Raw genomic sequence first — 19,188 nt, forward strand, 5'->3', positions numbered from 1 at the left:
TTTCCTCCCTATTTAATCTTGATATCCCAAGCAGTAATTTGAGAATTACCGTAGAAGTGCTTAGTTAATTGCTTAGTTTTCTTAGTTTGGAATGCCTTAACTACATCCTTGTAAAGCTTATTATTTTCTTCGCCTTTTCTGGCACAGATAATGTTGATCCATTGCTTAGAATCCTTGTTAACTGGTTCGATATAGATGGTTTGCTTATCGCCCAAACCAGCAGGACCAGCATAGTCATTGTTAACTACAGATGCATCAACTGAATTAATTACTCGACCGGTTTGCTCAGTACTAATTTCCTTTAATTTAAGGTTATGCGGATTCTTAGTGATATCGGCAACAGTAACAAGTGTCTTGCCCTTTCTTAAATCAATCAAGCCAGCATTTTTCAAAACAAACAATGCTCTTGATTCATTAGTAGCATCATTTGGAATAGCAATGGTTGCACCGTCTGGCAAATCTGCAAGCTTGTGATACTTCTTAGAGTACAAACGAATTGGCGCAATGTAAGTCTTACCAATTGGGACAACGCCACCGCCATTTGACTTATTCCAAGCATCTAAGAAGGCATAGTGTTGAAATGCATTTAAATCTACATCCCCTGACTTCAAAGCCTTATTTGGTTGGTTATAGTCAGTAAAGTTCTTAATTTTAATCGTAATGCCATATTTTTCTTTAGCAGTCTTAGCTACGCTTTTCCAGATGGCTGCGTCCTGCTTACTTTGACCAACAACACCAACTGTCACAACTTTATTTTGTGCTTGATTATTAAAATTCAATCCTGGTCCAAAGCTGAACCAGCCAGCAATAATGATCAATACTCCAATGATTGACCAAATAATTGTATTTCTGCGTCTACGTTTTCTCATTATATCAACCCCTCATTTTTCATGAAAATAAAAAGAGCATCCATCCCTAAAAGGACGAATGCTCGCGTTACCACCTTTAATTCACTCACTGCTTACGCAGTTAAGCCTCAGCGACTATCAAAAAATAGCCTGCACTGTTAACGGATGCAAAACCGCTGATAGCTAAATATCACCATCAGTCATCGTTCCAAACCCATATTCACTAGTTTCTATCTGCTGACTTTCACCACCACGTCAGCTCTCTTTATAGATAGAAGCTCTAGTTACTCAGTTCTTCAAGATGTTTGTTTAATAATTGTTATAAATAAGTTATCATCTTATTTTAATCTAGTCAACATATTTTTTAATTTTTATTCAATTTTATTTTCTCGGCCGCGACGATATGCCTCTTTAAATTCGCCGAAGGTCATGTTCTTGCCCTTTTGATCAAAGATCACTAGTACTTCACGAATACCATCTAAAATTCTAGATAACCAACGGAAAATAGTAGTAGCCGCACAGAATAGCACTACTAAGATGAAGATCGCCTTATCTGAGATCATCTTAAGTGAGAATAAATCATGCAAGAAGATAATCGCCAAAATTAATCCTAAAAACGAACCCAGCATAACCAGCAAGCGGAAACGATTAAGCGGTGCCGAAATGTGGTAAAGCACCATCATCCCCACTGCTACTAACAATAATGTGGCAGTAGTCCCCACATCATTATGATCTAGGGCAATATAACCACCTGCCACTACCAGAATACTTACTGCTAGCATGTCGGTTAGCCCACCAGGGATCGCACGGGATAAAATATTTGGAATAAATTGTCCGCGGATTCGGTTGTGGTTGCTTTCTAGTGCAAGCAAGAATGATGGCAAACCAATCGTAAATGCCGAGATCAATGTGATCTGTGACGGCTGCAAAGGATAATTGATTACCATTACCAATGAGAAGATAGCCATCAAGAATGAAAAGATATTTTTCACTAAGAATAAACTGGCAGACCGTTGAATATTATTAACAACGCGTCGACCTTCGTTAACTACCTTCGGCATTCTAGCAAAATTTGAGTCCAGCAATACAACTTGGGAAGCCTGGACTGCCGCACTATTTCCCGAAGCCATCGCAATTGAACAGTCAGCCTTTTTCATAGCTAAAATATCATTAACACCATCGCCTGTCATAGCTACGGTGTTGCCTTGCTTTTGCAAAGCTTTAACAAATTTACGTTTTTGTTCCGGCTTCACTCTGCCAAAGACGCTATATTTTTGAACGGCTTCTTCATAGCCATTTTCTGGAATTTCTGAAGCATCGATATATGCATCTGAATTTTGAATACCAGCTTGTTGAGCTACTCGCGAAACGGTGACAGGATTATCACCGGAGATCACCTTAATGGCTACCTCTTGCTTAGCAAAGTATTCAAAGGTTGCCTTGGCTTCTTTTCTAATCGGATTAGTCAAAAGAATGTAGCCATAAACCTCAACTGGCTTAGTTAGCTTAGAATCATCTTCGGTTAAAACTCCTGGATAATCGGCAACAATTAAGACACGATAACCGGTTTTTGCATACTTCTCAAATTCGGCTTGATATTCGTCAAATTGGTCTCTTAATACCATTTCTGGTGCTCCAATTAACAAAGTATGATCATTAAAAACGACACCACTATATTTATTAACTGAAGTAAATGGCAAAATGCTGCTGGCTTTTTGCCCGATATTTTGAGTAAAGAAGCTATGAACAGCCTTCATTGTGGCATTATCAGCTGGTATATTTTGAGCAAAATCACCAATTACCTTGTCCAAATCACCCTGATAATTCTTGGAAGGTACTGCCTTTTCTACACTCATCTTAGGCTCGGTAATCGTACCGGTTTTATCAACGCATAATACGTTAACGCGGGCTAGGGTTTCAACACTCTTCATGTCGTGCAGCATTACCTGTTTGCGTGCCAATCTTACGGCAGAAAGAGCCAACGCAATCGTTGTCAAAAGATACAAGCCTTCCGGAATCATACCGATAATGGCTGCTTCCATGGAAACAATACTGCGGTAAAGCGACATTTTATTAACGAAAAAGCTCATCGAAAAAAGCGCTATTCCCAGGGGAATAATGATGATCCCAACCCATTTAATCAACTTATTGATCGAGCGAACCATTTCGGATTGTTCACTATTTCCCATTGCCTTAGCTTTAATAGTCAACTTGGAAATATAGCTTTCTTTACCAACCTTTTCTAGCTGCATGTAGGCGTTGCCCGAAACCACGAAAGAACCGGACATTAATTCGTCGCCCACTTCTTTAGTAATTTCATCTGATTCACCTGTCAAGAGTGATTCATTAACGCGGATATTTCCTTTAATGACCTGACCGTCTGCAGGAATCTGATCACCGGTTTTTAATAAGACGATATCGCCCTTAACCAGTTTTTCAATTGGAACCTGCTCCTCTTTTCCGTTCCGCAAAGCTCCAATATCCGTGGCATTCATCACATTTAACTTGCTTAAAATTTTCTTGGCCCGGATTTCCTGAACAATCCCGATAACGGTGTTCAGGATAATTACTGGCAAAAAAGTCAAGTCCTTATAAGCTCCAACCACTACCAGCAAAATAGATAGAACTAAGAAAATCAAGTTAAAGTAGGTAAAAACATTTTCACGAATAATTTGTTTATTTGTTTTAAATTGATCGTCAACTGCTTTGTTGACTTCACCAGCTGCAATTTTTTGTTCAACTTCAGCTGTAGTTAATCCTGTTTCTAAATTTGTCTTTTCTTCGTTCATTTTCTTTTCCTAAGTAAATATTTTTTATATACCATTATACCGAAGAAACAAAAGGGCCCGCAACTTGCGAGCTCTTTTTTAATGGATTTAATTTTTTCTTTACAGTTCTTCTAAATCACTATCGGCCTTGCTTTCAGCAATGAATTCTTTCATTACGTTTGAATCTTTGATCATCACTTTTAGTAACCGATTATTACTTTTAGTAGGAATTTCACCTACTTCATATAAAACTACAGTAGATGGGCTCCACCCTATCACCTTTGCAAATTGCTTTTGTGTCAAATTCCACTTTTGTCATAATGCTTTAATTTCTTCAGGTTTAATAAAATCGAACATTTCACGATATTTTTGTTGAGCCATCTTCACAGCTGCATTATCAAGTTTCATATCTGGAACAACTTTTTGAGTAGCATCATCAAATCGTGCAGGCGCAGTTATTTCGATTTCTTTGCCTCTAATATTGAAAGTGTTGATATAGTTCTTAATTGAAGTAGTCATAGCATTCTCCTTAATATAACTAAATTATATAGGATTTCACTATGAATTCATAGTAAAGCATTAGTTCTAAACTTTTAGATGTAAAAACACGTTACTAACCATCGTAGTAACGCGCCTCTTTATTTAATGGATTTAATTTTTCTCTGATAAGTAAAAAAAGTGTACGGATATTTATTCTTTTCATCAGCTTCATGATGTTCTTTCTTCACCAATTTAAACTGATCATAATCTATCTCCGGCATCACCGTATCCGCTTCAAAAGTAGCGTCGATCTCCGTTTTTTCTAAAACATCCACTTGATCAAGCAATGCCTTAAAAATTGACACCCCACCAATCGCACAAAGCTTTTCACCCTGATGATTTTGAATATAATCACCTAGTTCTGCTATCGAATTAATAATTGTTACTTGATCATTATCTTGGTACTTCTTTTTCAAATCTTGATCATGGGTTAAAACGATATGCTTTCTCTGAGGCAATAACCTTGGCAAACTCATGAAAGTTTTTCTTCCCATGATAATTGGATGACCAATCGTTTTCTCCTTAAAATGAGCCATATCTGCAGGCAATCGCCACGGCAAATGTCCATCTAAACCTATCTGATGTTTTTGATCTTCTGCCCAAACAAATTCAATCATTTTCCATCTCATTCCTAAACTGCAACAGGTGCTTTAATCGTACCATGATGCTGATAATCGACTACCTTAATATCCTTCATCTCAAAATCTGCAATATTTTTCTTTTCAGGATTAAGCCATAATTGTGGTGAATCATATGGCTTACGGCTAAGCAATTCTTCAACTTGCTTAAAGTGGTTGCGATAAATATGAGCATCCCCCAAAGTATGGATAAACTCACCAACTTGCAAACCAGTTTCTCGGGCAATCAAATTAAGCAAAAGCGAATAAGATGCAATGTTAAACGGCACGCCCAAGAACATATCGCCAGATCTTTGATAAAGCTGCACGCTGATTTTGCCATCTACCACATAAAATTGAAACATGACATGACAAGGTGGAAGTGCACTAGTTGGCACATCTTCAGGATTCCATGCCGTAACAATCATGCGCCGAGAATCTGGCGTTTCCTTAATTTGCTTAATCACGTCAGCAATCTGATCAATAAATCCGCCTTCGCGCTTTTCCCAATGTCGCCATTGCGCACCATAGACATCACCTAGATTGCCATATTTTTTAGCAAAATCTTCGTCATCCAAAATCCGCTGATCAAACTTTTTCATCTCTGCCTGATAAATCTTGTTAAATTCTGGGTCGCTTTGACTGCGCAACCCAAAATCCGTCATATCATAGCCTTGATATTCGCTGCTATTTACCCAGTTCTTAAAAGCCCATTCATCCCAGATATGGTTATTATGTTCAAGCAAAAAACGGATATTGGTATCTCCTCTCAAAAACCAAAGCAATTCGCTTTTAATTAAGCCGAATGGCACCTTCTTAGTAGTTAACAATGGAAAACCTTGCGAAAGATCAAAACGCATCTGAGCACCGAAGTAACTTCTGGTTCCCGTCCCGGTCCGATCATCTTTATCATGCCCTTCTGACATAATTTTTTGCAATAGATCTAAATACGGTTGTTCAAGAATCGCCATTTTTCTTCACCTTTCAAGAAATCATTTTCTATTACCATACCATAGATGTAGTAGTTTTGATAATGCAAGGTTACTATATTTAGTAGTTTGCATGAATTAGGCAAAAGAAAAGATCCCAAAACTTAATTTGGGATCTATTGCTTAATTTTTCTTAAATTGACCCTTATGTCTTACCAAGTATACGATTGTTGCCACAATCAATACCAAGGCACCAACGATAACTGAAATCCTAGTATCGGGGTTAATGAACATAAAGACAACAATGACTAAGAGCATTAAAAAGGCAAAATAATTTGAAAATGGATATAGTGGCAATTTAAATGGATGCTTTGCCATCATATCCTTATTATGTCTTCTAAATCTAAGTTCGGCCAGCAAAATTACGAACCATGGAATCATCCCTGGCAAAACTGATGAACTGAAGACTACGACGAACAAGTCAGAAGCTGAATGGTTAAATCGCGAAGCAATTACGTTTAATACAAAACCGATGAAAATACCACCAGAAATTCCCATAATTGCACGATCTGGAACAATTCGCTTAGAAATATGCTTAAAGATTCCAGGAGCTTCTTTGTCATGCGACAACTTAAACAGCATTCGACTTGAAGAATAAATACCTGAGTTAGCTCCAGAAAGCGCAGCTGTTAATACAACAAAGTTAATGATTGAAGCAGCTACGGTAATTCCTACTTTAGCAAAAGTAGTTACAAATGGAGAACCAAGACTACTCAATTGATTCCATGGATAAATAGTGACAATTACAAAGATCGCACCTACATAGAAAATCAAGATTCTAAATAAAACAGATTTAACGCTTTTGACAATTGCTTCTTGTGGGTTGGCTACTTCCCCAGCCGAAATTCCTAGAAGCTCGATTCCTTCATAAGAACCTACAATAATTGACATTGAGAAGAAGAAGCCTTTAAAACCGCCGGTAAAGAAACCGCCGTGTGCCCATAAATTGCTAAAGCCAGTAGGTTTACCACCATTACCCACGCCAAAGAAGATAACGATAAAGCCTAAAATGATCATTAAAATAATGGTAATAACTTTGATCATGGCAAACCAAAATTCCAAAGACGCATATGCTTTAGCACTCGCGAGGTTTGCTAGCAAAAGAAAAGCGATAATGATTATCCCTGACCACAGAACGCTGATGTTCGGCAACCAATATTTTAAATATTCAGTTGCGGCAACCACTTCAGACATCCCTACCACAATATATTCAAAGACATTCGCCCATTCGGCAAGATATCCAGCTAAGGGATGCACGTATTCCGTTGCATAATCAGCAAAAGAACCAGTACCTGGATTGACATAGAGCATTTCCCCTAGAGCTCTCATGACAATGTACAAGATTAACCCGACAAACATGTAGGCTAACAATACAGACGGACCGGTCCATTTAATAGTTGATGTTGACCCCATAAATAAGCCGACACCAATTGCTCCACCAAGAGAAATCATCTCCATCTGGCCAGCGGACATGGTACGACTTAATTGAGGTGCGTTATTCTTTTTACTCATATAACAACTCCAAAAAATCAATTCTATCCTATTATAATATTATTAGATAAATTTAATTTTAATCTTGGCGATTGTCAAGAGAAAAACACAAATCTCGTGTTTGCTCTAACCACTTTCATTTAGTTTCTTGCTTATTCCCCTTTTCAACTTAAACGAATGTTTGCTATAATTAACAGAAAGAACAAACGTGCGAAAGGTAAAGATTGACTTTTAGAGCAAAACAACTTGGCATTAAGGTATTAGTTGAAATGCCTGCAAGGTACGCGGGTCGTTAAAACACCTCATGGTAAGTTTTCCATGAGGTGTTTTTCGTTATGAAGAAAAAATTAAATTTAAAACTTATGATCAACTCTTAGATAATCCACGAGAACACGGCTTGACCTACCAAAAAAGGGACAGTAACAATTCCACATCCTAATAAGGATTTACCTAAAGGTACAGTCAACAGTATTTTTAAACAAGCTGGTTGGAAATAATTTTTGTAAAGGAGTTATATTATGGTTTTATATTTTGAAAAGTTTCATAAAAACTCAGACAATCAATATGAAGTGTCTTTTCCTGATCTAGAACCATATGCTGCTACATATGGAGATACCTTAGAAGAAGCTACCCAAAGTGCACATGATTCACTGACTGGATATTTATTAACTGAAGAAGATTTTCATGAAGAGGTACCTACTCCAACAGATGATCCTGAAAAATTTAAACTAAAAGAGCCAAACTTTTTAGTACCTGTTCAAGTTGACCTTCAACTCGAACGTGAAAAAGAAGAAAACAAACTTGTCAAAAAAACTTTAACAATCCCTTCTTTTTTAAACATCCGGGGTAAAGAAGCTGGATTAAATTTTTCAGCACTTTGGTCTGAAGCAATCAAAATTAGGCATTTAATCCCTTCTCATCTATCAAACTTAGCATGCAAAAAGCCCGTAGGTTCAACACTTACGGGTTTTCTAATAAGGAGTGTACAGGATTTGAACCTGCGCGCCAAGGAAAACTTGGTTCGCCGGATTTCGAGTCCGGTGCATTACCACTCTGCCAACACTCCATAACGGTATTATTATAACCCATTATTGTAAATAATCCAAAAGCAATTATGTTTTTATATAATTTTTAAAATTACTATGCTAAATTTTTTCTTGAGTGCTACAAGTTCTAGTACTTTATTTTAAGATATAGTTACATAGAAAAGAGAACAATTATGTGTTCATCTATTATATTTAGTCCTAAAGATCATTACTTTGGTCGTAACCTTGACCTTGAAATCACTTTTGGACAACAAGCTATTATTACCCCACGTGACTACGTATTCAAATTCCGTGATATGCCTGAAATCGATCATCACTATGCAATGGTTGGTATTGCATTAAATGCTGGTGGTTATCCTTTATACTTTGACGCAGCTAATAAAAAAGGTCTAGGAATGGGCGGCCTTAATTATCCTGATAATGCCGTTTACTAAGATGTAAAAGAAGGCAAGGACAACATCGCCTCATTCGAATTCATCCCATGGATCTTAAGCCAAGCAGCTACTGTTGAAGAAGCTAAGAGGTTATTAGCCAAGATCAACATCACTAAGAAGAACTTCAGCGACAAGATGCATGTATCCCCACTTCACTGGATCATCGCAGATAAAACTGGTGCTTCTATTGTTGTTGAAACTGACGCAGACGGTATGCACGTTTACGACAACCCTGTCGGCTGCTTAACTAACAACCCACAATTCCCTAAGCAATTGTTCAACTTGAACAACTACCAAGACGTTTCACCTGCCATGCCTAAGAACAACTTCTCAAGCAAAATTAACATGGATGGCTACAGCCGCGGTCTTGGTTCACGTAACTTGCCAGGTGGTATGGACGCTGAATCACGTTTTGTCAGAGTAGCATTCAACAAGTTCAATGCTCCAGTTGCTGATACCGAAGAAGAAAACATCGATACTTACCTCCACATCTTGCATTCAGCTGAACAACAAAAGGGCTTGGATCAAGTAGGTCCAGATTCCTTCGAATATACTATTTACTCAGACGATACCAACTTAGATAAGGGTATTTTCTACTACACAACTTATACAGACAAGCAAATCAAAGTTGTTGATATGAACAAAGAAGATCTTGATTCTAAAGACTTGATTACTTTTGATATGCTCACTAAGACCTGCTTCAATTACCAAAATTAAATATTAATTTTATCTAAAAATCGATACTATTTGGATTTTTCTGGTTAAAATATAAGTAATTAGTACAGATAGGAATTAAGGAATACTAGAGATTAATGAATAGTTATATTGTATTGCTACTGGCAGTCTCAATTTTATTGCTACTTATTTTCAACATCAAAACATCCCGACGATTTAACCTATTTGACCATTGGTTGCACCAGCAATTAGTCAAAAAACATGATGGTTACAAATGGCAGGTAATTGCTTTTATCAATGATCCTAAGTTAATGGTAGTTTGGGATGTTTTGCTTGCAGGTCTTCTACTTAACGAAGAACGCAACTTGACTGCAATCTGGGTTTTAGGAACTTTAGGCTTTGCAGATGCATCTGGCATTGTAATGAAAAAGCTAATTCGGCGCAGACGTCCAATCATGCATTCCGATATGGAAAACGGTTATAGTTTCCCTAGCGGTCACGTACTTGGCGCAACAACGATGGGGCTAATTTTATTACAATTATTTGCAAAAGAATTTGGGTTAATCTTCATCATCGGCATTGTTGCTTTATGGGTGATGGTAATTATTTCCCGCTTAAGCCTAAAAGCACACTACCCTTCAGACATCGTTGGAGCTACTAGTTTAGCAATTGTTTGCTTTAGTATTTCTCAACAACTATTTTTAGCATTTTAAAAGGCCACGTTTCAAAACGTGACCTTTTTCTTTTACTCAAATTTCAACTATTCATGAAAACCAATCATTAACCCGCCCTCTTCAGCATAGAAGCTGCAAAGGCCGCGCATTGGTCTAATTTCAACCTTAGCGTCTGGATATTCTGCCAAAATCTTTTCTTTAAGAGTCTCAGCATCCTTTTCATTTTCACAGTGGTCAATAATGACTTCACCGCCATGATAATTGTCTTCTTGCATGTATTTGAAGACTTCGCGCAATGCTTTTTTCATCCCTCTAGCCTTGGTTAATGGCTCAAGTTTTCCTTCCTTGCTAGCCGTACCAATCAAATTGATTTTTAATAAACCTGCGATTTTGGCTACTGCTAGAGCTACGCGTCCATTTAAAGAAAGGTTATGCAAGGATTGCAAAACAAATAATAGATGCGTATGCATTCTAAATTCTACGATTGCTTCTTCCAAGTCAACAAAGCGAATGTTGCCTTTAAGCATTTGTTCAATTCCGTATGCAACAATCGTTAGTTCTGGACCGGCACTTCTAGAATCAACAACAATAATTTTACTTAAGGGATGCTTTTCCTCATACATTTTCTTAGCTTGAAGCGCTGATGAAAAAGTACCACTCATACCACTTGTCATGGTAATAATAATTGCCTTTTCTGTTCCTTCTAATGCCTCAAGCCAGGCGTGAATACTAGGACAAGTAGTCTTACCTGCCACATCATTTTTATTCATATTGCTTAAAAACTCTTTCATGATGAGAGTTTGATCATCAATATAGTCTTGCCCTCCAAATGAAATAGTTAAAGGAACTACTTGTAAATTTTCTTTTTCGTTAGTTTCCATATTGGAACTTGAATCAAGAATTAATTTAATATTTTTCATGTTTAAAATCCTTTGATTTCTCGTAACATTTTCATACATATATTATAGCTCTTGAGTATAGCGATTTTTAACGGTTTTTACTATTTTTAAAATGTAAACCGCTTTCATATATTTACACAATCACAAAGTTAGGCTAAAATTTGAGTTGTAAAGCGGAGCAAGAATTGTTCCGTATGGTATGCAAATTTTTATACATACCATAGTTTTTGAGGAGGTTTATTAATGCTCAAATCAGTTATTGAAAATGTACACGCACTCGAAATTTTTGACTCTCGTGGTAACCCAACTGTTGAAGTTCACGTTACTCTTTCAAACGGTGTCGTAGGTAAGGCTGAAGTTCCATCAGGTGCTTCAACTGGTGAAAACGAAGCTGTTGAATTACGTGACGGTGGCTCACGTCTTGGCGGCAAGGGTGTTTCAAAGGCTGTTAACAATGTTAACACTGAAATCAACGATGCTTTAAAGGGTATGGACCCATATGACCAAGCTAAGATCGACCAAACTATGATCGACTTAGACGGTACTCCAAACAAGGGTCGTCTTGGTGCTAACGCTATCTTAGGTGTATCAATGGCTACTGCTGTTGCTGCAGCTAACAACAACCACCAACCTCTTTACCGTTACCTTGGCGGTATTGATCTTGAAATGCCACAAACTTTCCACAACGTTATCAACGGTGGTGAACATGCTGACAACGGTATCGACATTCAAGAATTCATGATTACTCCACTTGCTAAGACTTCATTCCGTGATGGTTTCGAAAAGATCGTTAACGTATACCACACTTTGAAGAAGGTTCTTGAAGACATGGGTTACGAAACTGGTTTAGGTGACGAAGGTGGTTTCGCTCCTAACATGAAGAACTCAGAAGAAGCTTTGAAGGCTCTTCACGAATCAATCATCAAGGCTGGTTACAAGCCAGGTGAAGATATCGGTATCGCATGTGACTGTGCTGCTTCATACTTCTACAACAAGGAAGACGGTAAGTACCACCTTGAAGGCAAGGTTCTTAACGATGAAGAATTGGCAGACTACTACGACAAGCTTCTTGACGAATTCCCAGAATTAATGTCAATGGAAGACCCATACGACGAAAACGATGTTGACGGTATGGTTAAGTTCACTAAGAGCCACAAAGACCGTATCCAAATCGTTCTTGACGACTTCATTTGTACTAACCCAGCACTTTTGAAGAAGGCTATCAAGGAAGGTGCCGGTAACGCTTCATTAATCAAGTTGAACCAAATCGGTACTGTTACTGAAACTCTTGAAACTATCCGTATGTCACGTAAGAACGGCTACAACACTATGATTTCTCACCGTTCAGGTGAAACTGGTGACACCTTCATCGCTGACTTGGCTGTTGCTATCAACGGTGGTCAACTTAAGACTGGTGCTCCAGCTCGTTCAGAACGTGTTGAAAAGTACAACCGCTTACTTGAAATCGAAGAAGAACTTGGCAAGGGCGAACGTCTTGCATTCTTCCCAGATGACGTTGACCACGATTAATTTCGATTAACCGAGTACAATTTCAACAAAAAGCATGTAGATTAATTTCTACATGCTTTTTTGTTATATCTTTAATTATTTTTCAGTATATATTTTGCTAAAATCTTTATTCAGCTTTTTGTCTTTTACTACTTTGACCATTACTGGATTAGCATTTTTAGATTGATCTAACAAAATAACCGGTTTATCCTTCATCAAGCAGAATAAATAAGTATTGTGCCATGACTTAAAATTCTCATTAGCAATGGCTACAACGTTATATTGATAATCATTCTTCCCTAATGGACTGTAGCCTATCTTGATAATCTTTTTATTCAGCAAAAATCTATTTTTCTTAAGGACGTCAGGATAAGTTGGACCATTTTTAGTCTTTAAAGTGCGTTTACCATCATAAAAACGATAACTTTGCCCTATTGCCTTGCCCCATTGATTAACAGCTTTTTGCAGCTTTTGCGTCTTTTTAATGTCCCACTTACTTACTATTTTCTTTTTAGGAACTTTGACCTTTTTCTTAGTGGCTTTCTTTTTAACTACTTTCTTCTTTTTTGGCGCAGTTTTCTTACTCGAAGACTGTGCCTTTTTTATTTTGGCTTTAGTACTTTTCTCCTTCTTTACATTTCCAATTGTCACTGCATCTTTTCCAAAATGTATCTGACTACAGCCTGTTAACGTAGTCATTAAAAAAAGCATAGATATTCCTACTAGAATTTTCTTATTCATAGTTTCCTCATCTTTATCATGTAATCATGAATATTATATGCTAAAAAGCGTATGAATATCTAATTTAATATAAAAATAAGGAGAGACTTATGTCCCTCCCTAATTACATTATTAATAGATAGTTACATGATATCTTTTAGAGCGATCTTCTTTTTCAGGTTCAACTGCGCTTTTACCGACAGCTACGATTACCGTTGTTTGAAATTCAGGATCAATCCCCAACTCTTGTTGCAAATCGCTGAAATCATTAAGTCTTGCAGCACCGCCCATAATGTAAACTGAACCTAAACTTAAATCCGTTGCCTCAAGCATAATATTTTCCGCAGCAACTGATGCATCCCGTTCACCAAATTCGCTATCTTTTTTAGAATTTATTAAAAACAAAATTGGTGCATTATAACAAGAATTATAAGTTACCTCTTCAATTTTATTACGCAAGCCTTCATCTTTAACCACGACCAGATTCATCACATCTGCTTGATGCATGCCACAAGGTGCAGTTTGGAATGCAGCAATCATTTCTTGAATCTTGTCATCAGAAATTGCTTCCTTAGAATATTTACGGACTGCTCTTCTATTTTCAAAAATTGGATTTACCATATAAAAGCCTCCTATATGCTTCTTACATTTTCATTTTATCATTAGATTGATTATTGATAGCGCTTTCAAAAAAATAACTATAATTGATTTAAAAGTATATATTTTTACTAAGGAGATTTTTGATTATGAATTTAGCCGCAATTGATATAGGTGGTACAACAATTAAAATAGCTAAAATTTGAATTTATAAAAAGAGACGTTGTTAAGCTATAAAAAATAGTAAAATAATGTCTCTTTTTTACTAAAGTATAGACTTTTGCTATACAATAAAGATGTAAATCTAATATAGAAATCAGATGAAAAGACATGGCAAAGTCAAAATACTTAGAAGTAGCAGATGAATTAAGAAAAAGAATTGAACAAGGCATCTACAGCAAGCAAGAGCCTCTTCCCGATCAAGAGACGTTTGCTCATGAATTCAACGTCAGTCGCTTAACTGTCAAAAAAGCCTTTGATGGCCTTGAACGCCAGGGATTAGTTTATAAACAATCAGGACTTGGTACCTTCGTTGCTGGAGAAATTCTAATCAAGAGAGATACTGACGCCCCAGCAAACGCGTTCATTGGTTTAAGAAATCAATTAGGCAAAGATGCCATAAAGAGTCAAATCATTCATTTCTCCGTAGAGTTTTCTGATGAACAAATGCAAAAGAATCTTGAAATCAAGAAAACAGAGCCGGTTTACAATATTCTGCGATTAAGACTTTATAACGATAAACCTCTTATTCTTGAACATACTTACATACCAGTTAAGCTAGTTCCTGATCTTGATGAAAATATTTTGCATAAATCAATTTATGATTACATTCATAAGAATCTTAATTTAAAATTCGGACACGCTTATCGTAAGATTCGCGCTGCTAAACCTGATAAATATGATCAAAAATATTTACAAGCTAAGCAAGACGATCCTATTCTTGAACTAGAACAAATCATTTGGCTTACTAATGGTCAACCTATCGAATATTCTGTCAGCAAGAATCGCTATGATACACGTGACTATGTGTTATTAGATAATAATCGTTTTTAGAGGTAATATATGTCATTTACAAAAGAATTTACTTGGGGCGGCGCTACTGCTGCCAATCAATATGAAGGTGGTTATGACGAAGGCGGTAAAGGATTAAATGCCGTTGACGTTTTGACTAATGGTTCAGCAACTGAGCCACGTAAAGTTACTTGGAAAAAGCCTAATGGCGAAACGGGGGCTACGCCTCTAGTATGGGGTAAAGAATTCAGTTTACCTGAGGGAGCTGTTCCTACCTTGCTTGACGGCTACTATTATCCAAGTCATCAAGGCACTGATTTTTACCACCATTACAAGGAAGATATTAAATATATGGCAGACATGGGCTTTGATGTTTTCCGTTTATCAATGAACTGGTCCAGAATCTTACCAAATGGCGATGATGAAAAGCCTAATGAAGAAGGTTTAGCATTTTATGATAAAGTCTTCGATGAATGTGCTAAATATGGCATTCAGCCGTTAGTTACTTTATCTCACTATGAAACTCCCCTTTCATTAATCACTCATTTCGGTGGTTGGAAAGATCGTCGTTTAATCGATGCTTTTGTCCATTATTCCGACATCGTAATGAACCACTACAAGGGCAAAGTAAGATACTGGCTTACCTTCAACGAAATTAACGCCATGGATATGGCTCCATATATGGGTGGTGGCCTAATCGATGGCAGTGAACAAAATCGTGCCCAAGGTGCTCATAATCAGTTTGTAGCAAGTGCTAAAGTAGTTAAATTAGCCCACGAAATCGATCCAAACAACCGTGTTGGTCAGATGCTAGCCTATTCCGCTTACTATCCATACACTTGTGATCCTAAGGATCAAATTAAGGTAATGGAAGTTAAGCAAGATATGCTCTTTTATAGTGATGTTCAAACTAGTGGACACTACCCAGAATATCGTTTAAAGAAATATGAACGTGATGGTATTAAATTGGACGATACACCAGAAGATTATGAATTGATCGCTAAGTACCCTGCTGACTTCTTAAGCTTCTCCTGCTATACTTCAAATGTTTTAACTACTCATGAAGCAGAAGCTAAAGCTTCTGGTAATGTTAGCGCTGGTGGCGTTAAGAACCCTTACCTTGAAAGTAATGCTTGGGGTTGGGCACAACGTTTTAAGAATTGCCCTTAACGATCTCTGGGACCGTTACCACAAGCCTTTATGGGTAGTTGAAAATGGTTTAGGTTCTGCCGATACTTTAGAAAAAGACGGCAAGGTTCACGACGATTACCGTATCAATTACTTGCGTAGTCAAATTAAATCTATGAGGGATGCCGTTACAATCGATGGTGTTGACTTAATGGGCTACACTACTTGGTCAGCAATTGACCTAGTATCTAACGGTACAGGTGAAATGAAGAAGCGCTACGGCTTCATCTATGTTGATCGTGATGATCGCGGCAACGGATCACTTAAGCGTTACCCTAAGGATTCATTCTACTGGTATAAGAAAGTCATTTCTTCAAATGGTGAAGATTTAGACTAATTTAATCCTAAAATAGAGCCTAACTTATGAAAAAGCTAGACTCTATTTTTTAATAAATATAATAAGATATAAGTAATATAGTATAGAGAGAAGAGAAATAATTGATTACCATTACAAAACAATTTAACTTTAAAGCTAAGGACTTTTTTGATTATTTAGAAGAACAACTCATCCCTGCTATTAAGAAAGCTAGAGGCAATGATATGCCCGTTGTTTTAACCAAGGGTACCAAGTATGAAATGGATGGCGCTAAGGTTGAAATCACCGATTATGAGCGCAACAAGGTTTATGGTGCTCACTTCAAGACTAGCCGCCTAGAGCTCCAGATTAAGTATGTAACTGAAGATAATGATGAAGGCGTTAAGATTACCTTTAGTGAGGACATGCTCAGCTTTGATCGTGAAAAGCATGGTAAGTTGCAAACTATGTTCTATAACTGGCAGTTAAAAATGGGTGCTAGAAAAGAATTAAAACGTATGGGTGACAATGTTTATGCCAATATGCCAATATGGTTGCTTAGAATCATCCTCTCAGCATGAAAAAGATCGTAGTTCATTTGAATTACGGCCTTTTTTGTTTTTGCTTCATACGTATTATTTCTTTTATGCTTCCTTCACAAAAATATCTTTAAAATAATTCTTAACAATATCTTGTGTAATAATCCCATTAATTGTGGTTTGTCGACATGGCCCTTCTTGATGCGTCTGCCTCATCAGATCTGTTGCGGATCGTGGACTGTAATGATCATAGATGGTATTGACGATATCTCGGATCTCAGGATCTTGCTAAATCATTTTATAATCAGCTCTTGCTTGATCATCAATACTATCAACAATTGATCTTTGACCTCGATATTTATCATGTACCGACTTAATAACGGGGCCATATTTCCAAGCTAGCATTGGTTCATCAAACAAAGGCTTTTCTCTTAAAACAAGACTAGCTGCCTGCATATAATACAGAATTTTCATTGCTTTCATTTGCGTTAAAGGTTCTACATTAATATACTTTTCGTCAGTATCTTTTAACTGCGCGTAATTTTTTACTCTCATCCAATTAACTAATTGTAAAGCTTTCATTGAAATTTCCTCACAAATATTTTCCATTTTTATCATTATAACTGATCAAATTTTACTAATCATATTTTTAATACTTTTACCTTCTATACTTAATTACGCAAGAAAACATCAAATTCTCTTTCAATTTATAAAGCTTAATACTTTCTTTAGAAATCAAAAAGACGTTGCCTGATAAGACAATGTCTTTTATCGTTCAAAGTCAATAAAGTTTTATTTTCAATTTTTCAATCTTATTAGTTCTTAGCAGCATCTGCTTGTTCTTGCTTAAGCAATACATTGTCGTAGTGCTTAATGAATGGGAACCAGATCAAGAATGCAACAAGTGCACACACGATGGAAAGAACGGCACCTTGCCAACTAACAGTAGCAATGTAACCACTCAAACCAACTGGAGTTGGCCATGGTTGTTGAACGATGATTTTAGGTACGATGTGAGTAGTTACGGCAACGTAACCAACAATACCTGAAGCAAGTGGTGCACAAATAAATGGAATCAATAAGTTAATGTTATAAACGATTGGCAAACCGAAAAGAAGAGGTTCGTTAATGTTAAAGATAGCTGGTACCAATTCAACCTTACCAATTTCCTTCAATTGAGCTGAACGTGAACCAAAGGCTAACCAAATAGCCATACCTAAAGTAGCACCTGAACCACCGATGATTACGAATGAGTTCAATGGGTCACCAGCAAAGAAGTGTGAAGCACCCTTTACGTTAGCAGCCATGTTAGCCAAAACAATTGGAGTATAGAATGAACTCATGATAGTAGCACCATGAATACCGAACCACCATAAGAAGTGGATTAAGAAGATAATGATGAGGAAGCCCCACCAAGTATCGGCAATGTTACTGATGAATGAAAATGGAATGAAAAGAACCTTGAAGATATCAGTTCCTAGAGTTACCAAAATCAATTCAATAATAGCAACTACTAAAGCAATACAGAAACCTGGAATTAAGGCACTGAATGAGTTAGCAACACCAGATGGAACAGATGCAGGCATCTTAATTCTCCAGTTATGCTTAACAGTGTAACGGTAAATTTGAACAGTTAACCATGCAACTACTAAACCGGTAAAGATACCAACTGAAGCAATTCTAGTAATACCACCAGTTGAAGCTTCGTAACCACCGGCAACCATCTTAGCCTTAGTAAGAATGGTTAAGAATTGAATTGAACCATTCTTCCAAACAAGTTCTGGCACAGTGATAAAGAATGCCATCAAGAACATTAACAAAGCGTTCATTGGAACTAAGTCCAATTTTTCTTCTTGACGATAAATATTAGTGTATGAATATGCAAAAGTACCGGCAAATACTAATGCCAAGATACCCATAGTTGAGTTGTAAACAACTTGGAACAAGTTACTAAAACGACCCAAAGTATTTGCATAAAAATCAGCAAATCCAGGAATTGGAAATGCTTGTGGCAATACAGTTAAAATTAAGAAAATTGCCCCAATAATAGAAAACGAAATAACACTGTAACCAGCGTCCATAATAGCTCTAACAAAGCGAGATGAAGCAAACTTCCCGACTTTTGCCGCAATCTTTTCTTTGAAAGAAGCTGAGTTAGAATCAGCCATATTCTTTTCCCCCTCAATATTTCTGAAACATTCATCAAATCTGAACAATTTCATTATAGCGAAAACGATTTCTTATGTAAACGCTTTTTCCTTAACATACAGTATATTTTTAAAAATAAAAGTCTTTACTTTTCCTGTCATTATGGGATTTTGAGCAAAATAAAAAAACTTATAGTTATT

The 19,188-nt window shown here is 36.8% G+C and carries 16 protein-coding genes, 1 tRNA gene and 4 pseudogenes; 8 read left to right on the plus strand and 13 right to left on the minus strand.

Annotated features, from left to right (window positions below):
* Positions 1-8: 8 nt before the first annotated feature.
* The 7 genes from AADV52_RS04100 to AADV52_RS04130 all read right to left on the minus strand — a co-directional run bounded on the left by AADV52_RS04100 (position 9) and on the right by AADV52_RS04130 (position 7,274).
* Positions 9-869, minus strand: coding sequence for a MetQ/NlpA family ABC transporter substrate-binding protein (locus AADV52_RS04100; RefSeq protein WP_014918961.1), 861 nt, complete (start codon positions 867-869; stop codon positions 9-11).
* 350 nt (positions 870-1,219) lie between these two features.
* Positions 1,220-3,637 carry an HAD-IC family P-type ATPase gene (locus AADV52_RS04105; RefSeq protein ID WP_014918962.1) on the minus strand — a complete coding sequence of 806 codons (2,418 nt, stop codon included), beginning with the start codon at positions 3,635-3,637 and terminating at the stop codon, positions 1,220-1,222.
* A 99-nt stretch (positions 3,638-3,736) separates the two neighbouring features.
* Entirely contained in the window at positions 3,737-3,919 is a 183-nt protein-coding gene (locus AADV52_RS04110) for a helix-turn-helix domain-containing protein (RefSeq protein ID WP_080588360.1), read from the minus strand.
* A 12-nt stretch (positions 3,920-3,931) separates the two neighbouring features.
* The gene (locus AADV52_RS04115; protein WP_080588361.1) at positions 3,932-4,135 is read right to left on the minus strand and encodes a hypothetical protein; all 204 of its coding nucleotides are present in this window, start codon (positions 4,133-4,135) and stop codon (positions 3,932-3,934) included.
* A 119-nt stretch (positions 4,136-4,254) separates the two neighbouring features.
* Entirely contained in the window at positions 4,255-4,773 is a 519-nt protein-coding gene (locus AADV52_RS04120) for a dihydrofolate reductase (protein WP_014918963.1), read from the minus strand.
* 14 nt (positions 4,774-4,787) lie between these two features.
* Positions 4,788-5,744, minus strand: coding sequence for a thymidylate synthase (locus tag AADV52_RS04125; protein ID WP_014918964.1), 957 nt, complete (start codon positions 5,742-5,744; stop codon positions 4,788-4,790).
* 141 nt (positions 5,745-5,885) lie between these two features.
* The gene (locus tag AADV52_RS04130; RefSeq protein ID WP_014918965.1) at positions 5,886-7,274 is read right to left on the minus strand and encodes an amino acid permease; all 1,389 of its coding nucleotides are present in this window, start codon (positions 7,272-7,274) and stop codon (positions 5,886-5,888) included.
* Between the two features lie 392 nt (positions 7,275-7,666).
* On the opposite strand from AADV52_RS04130, the pseudogene AADV52_RS04135 reads away from it, so the two are divergent.
* Positions 7,667-7,750, plus strand: a pseudogene (locus AADV52_RS04135) (type II toxin-antitoxin system HicA family toxin); the annotation flags it as partial.
* A gap of 21 nt (positions 7,751-7,771) precedes the next feature.
* Positions 7,772-8,071: pseudogene (locus AADV52_RS04140) on the plus strand (type II toxin-antitoxin system HicB family antitoxin); the annotation flags it as partial.
* A gap of 159 nt (positions 8,072-8,230) precedes the next feature.
* Here AADV52_RS04140 and AADV52_RS04145 read toward each other — a convergent pair.
* A tRNA-Ser gene (locus tag AADV52_RS04145) sits at positions 8,231-8,319 on the minus strand.
* A gap of 153 nt (positions 8,320-8,472) precedes the next feature.
* On the opposite strand from AADV52_RS04145, the pseudogene bsh reads away from it, so the two are divergent.
* Together bsh and AADV52_RS04155 are read left to right on the plus strand one after the other, a co-directional pair.
* Positions 8,473-9,450 (plus strand): annotated as a pseudogene (gene bsh, locus AADV52_RS04150) (choloylglycine hydrolase).
* Positions 9,451-9,545: 95 nt separating this feature from the next.
* Entirely contained in the window at positions 9,546-10,121 is a 576-nt protein-coding gene (locus tag AADV52_RS04155; RefSeq protein ID WP_014918967.1) for a phosphatase PAP2 family protein, read from the plus strand.
* 47 nt (positions 10,122-10,168) lie between these two features.
* Here the strand turns inward: AADV52_RS04155 and AADV52_RS04160 are convergent, their stop codons facing one another.
* The gene (locus tag AADV52_RS04160) at positions 10,169-11,002 is read right to left on the minus strand and encodes a DegV family protein (RefSeq protein WP_014918968.1); all 834 of its coding nucleotides are present in this window, start codon (positions 11,000-11,002) and stop codon (positions 10,169-10,171) included.
* Between the two features lie 222 nt (positions 11,003-11,224).
* Between AADV52_RS04160 and eno the strand changes: the two genes are divergently transcribed.
* Positions 11,225-12,511, plus strand: coding sequence for a phosphopyruvate hydratase (gene eno / locus AADV52_RS04165; protein WP_014918969.1), 1,287 nt, complete (start codon positions 11,225-11,227; stop codon positions 12,509-12,511).
* Between the two features lie 75 nt (positions 12,512-12,586).
* Here eno and AADV52_RS04170 read toward each other — a convergent pair whose 3' ends face one another.
* Together AADV52_RS04170 and AADV52_RS04175 are read right to left on the minus strand one after the other, a co-directional pair.
* A complete protein-coding gene (locus tag AADV52_RS04170; RefSeq protein ID WP_014918970.1) occupies positions 12,587-13,231 on the minus strand; it encodes a DUF4767 domain-containing protein in 645 nt (214 codons plus the stop codon).
* A 111-nt stretch (positions 13,232-13,342) separates the two neighbouring features.
* Positions 13,343-13,831, minus strand: coding sequence for a nitroreductase family protein (locus AADV52_RS04175; protein WP_014918971.1), 489 nt, complete (start codon positions 13,829-13,831; stop codon positions 13,343-13,345).
* Between the two features lie 306 nt (positions 13,832-14,137).
* Here AADV52_RS04175 and AADV52_RS04180 point away from each other — a divergent pair, with 306 nt between their 5' ends.
* The 3 genes and pseudogenes from AADV52_RS04180 to AADV52_RS04190 all read left to right on the plus strand — a co-directional run bounded on the left by AADV52_RS04180 (position 14,138) and on the right by AADV52_RS04190 (position 16,882).
* Complete coding sequence (locus tag AADV52_RS04180) at positions 14,138-14,860, plus strand: GntR family transcriptional regulator (RefSeq protein ID WP_014918972.1); 723 nt, start codon at positions 14,138-14,140, stop codon at positions 14,858-14,860.
* 9 nt (positions 14,861-14,869) lie between these two features.
* A pseudogene (locus AADV52_RS04185) lies at positions 14,870-16,343 on the plus strand (family 1 glycosylhydrolase).
* A 101-nt stretch (positions 16,344-16,444) separates the two neighbouring features.
* Positions 16,445-16,882: a DUF3284 domain-containing protein gene (locus AADV52_RS04190; protein ID WP_014918973.1), complete on the plus strand. Its 438-nt coding sequence runs from the start codon at positions 16,445-16,447 to the stop codon at positions 16,880-16,882.
* A gap of 246 nt (positions 16,883-17,128) precedes the next feature.
* Here the strand turns inward: AADV52_RS04190 and AADV52_RS04195 are convergent, their stop codons facing one another.
* Positions 17,129-17,422 carry a Panacea domain-containing protein gene (locus tag AADV52_RS04195; protein ID WP_014918974.1) on the minus strand — a complete coding sequence of 98 codons (294 nt, stop codon included), beginning with the start codon at positions 17,420-17,422 and terminating at the stop codon, positions 17,129-17,131.
* A 233-nt stretch (positions 17,423-17,655) separates the two neighbouring features.
* On the minus strand, positions 17,656-19,008 hold the full coding sequence (gene celB / locus AADV52_RS04200) for a PTS cellobiose transporter subunit IIC (protein WP_014918975.1): 1,353 nt from the start codon (positions 19,006-19,008) through the stop codon (positions 17,656-17,658).
* Positions 19,009-19,188: the final 180 nt, after the last annotated feature.

It is taken from the genome of Lactobacillus helveticus, from assembly GCF_046109915.1.
GTDB lineage: Bacteria > Bacillota > Bacilli > Lactobacillales > Lactobacillaceae > Lactobacillus > Lactobacillus helveticus.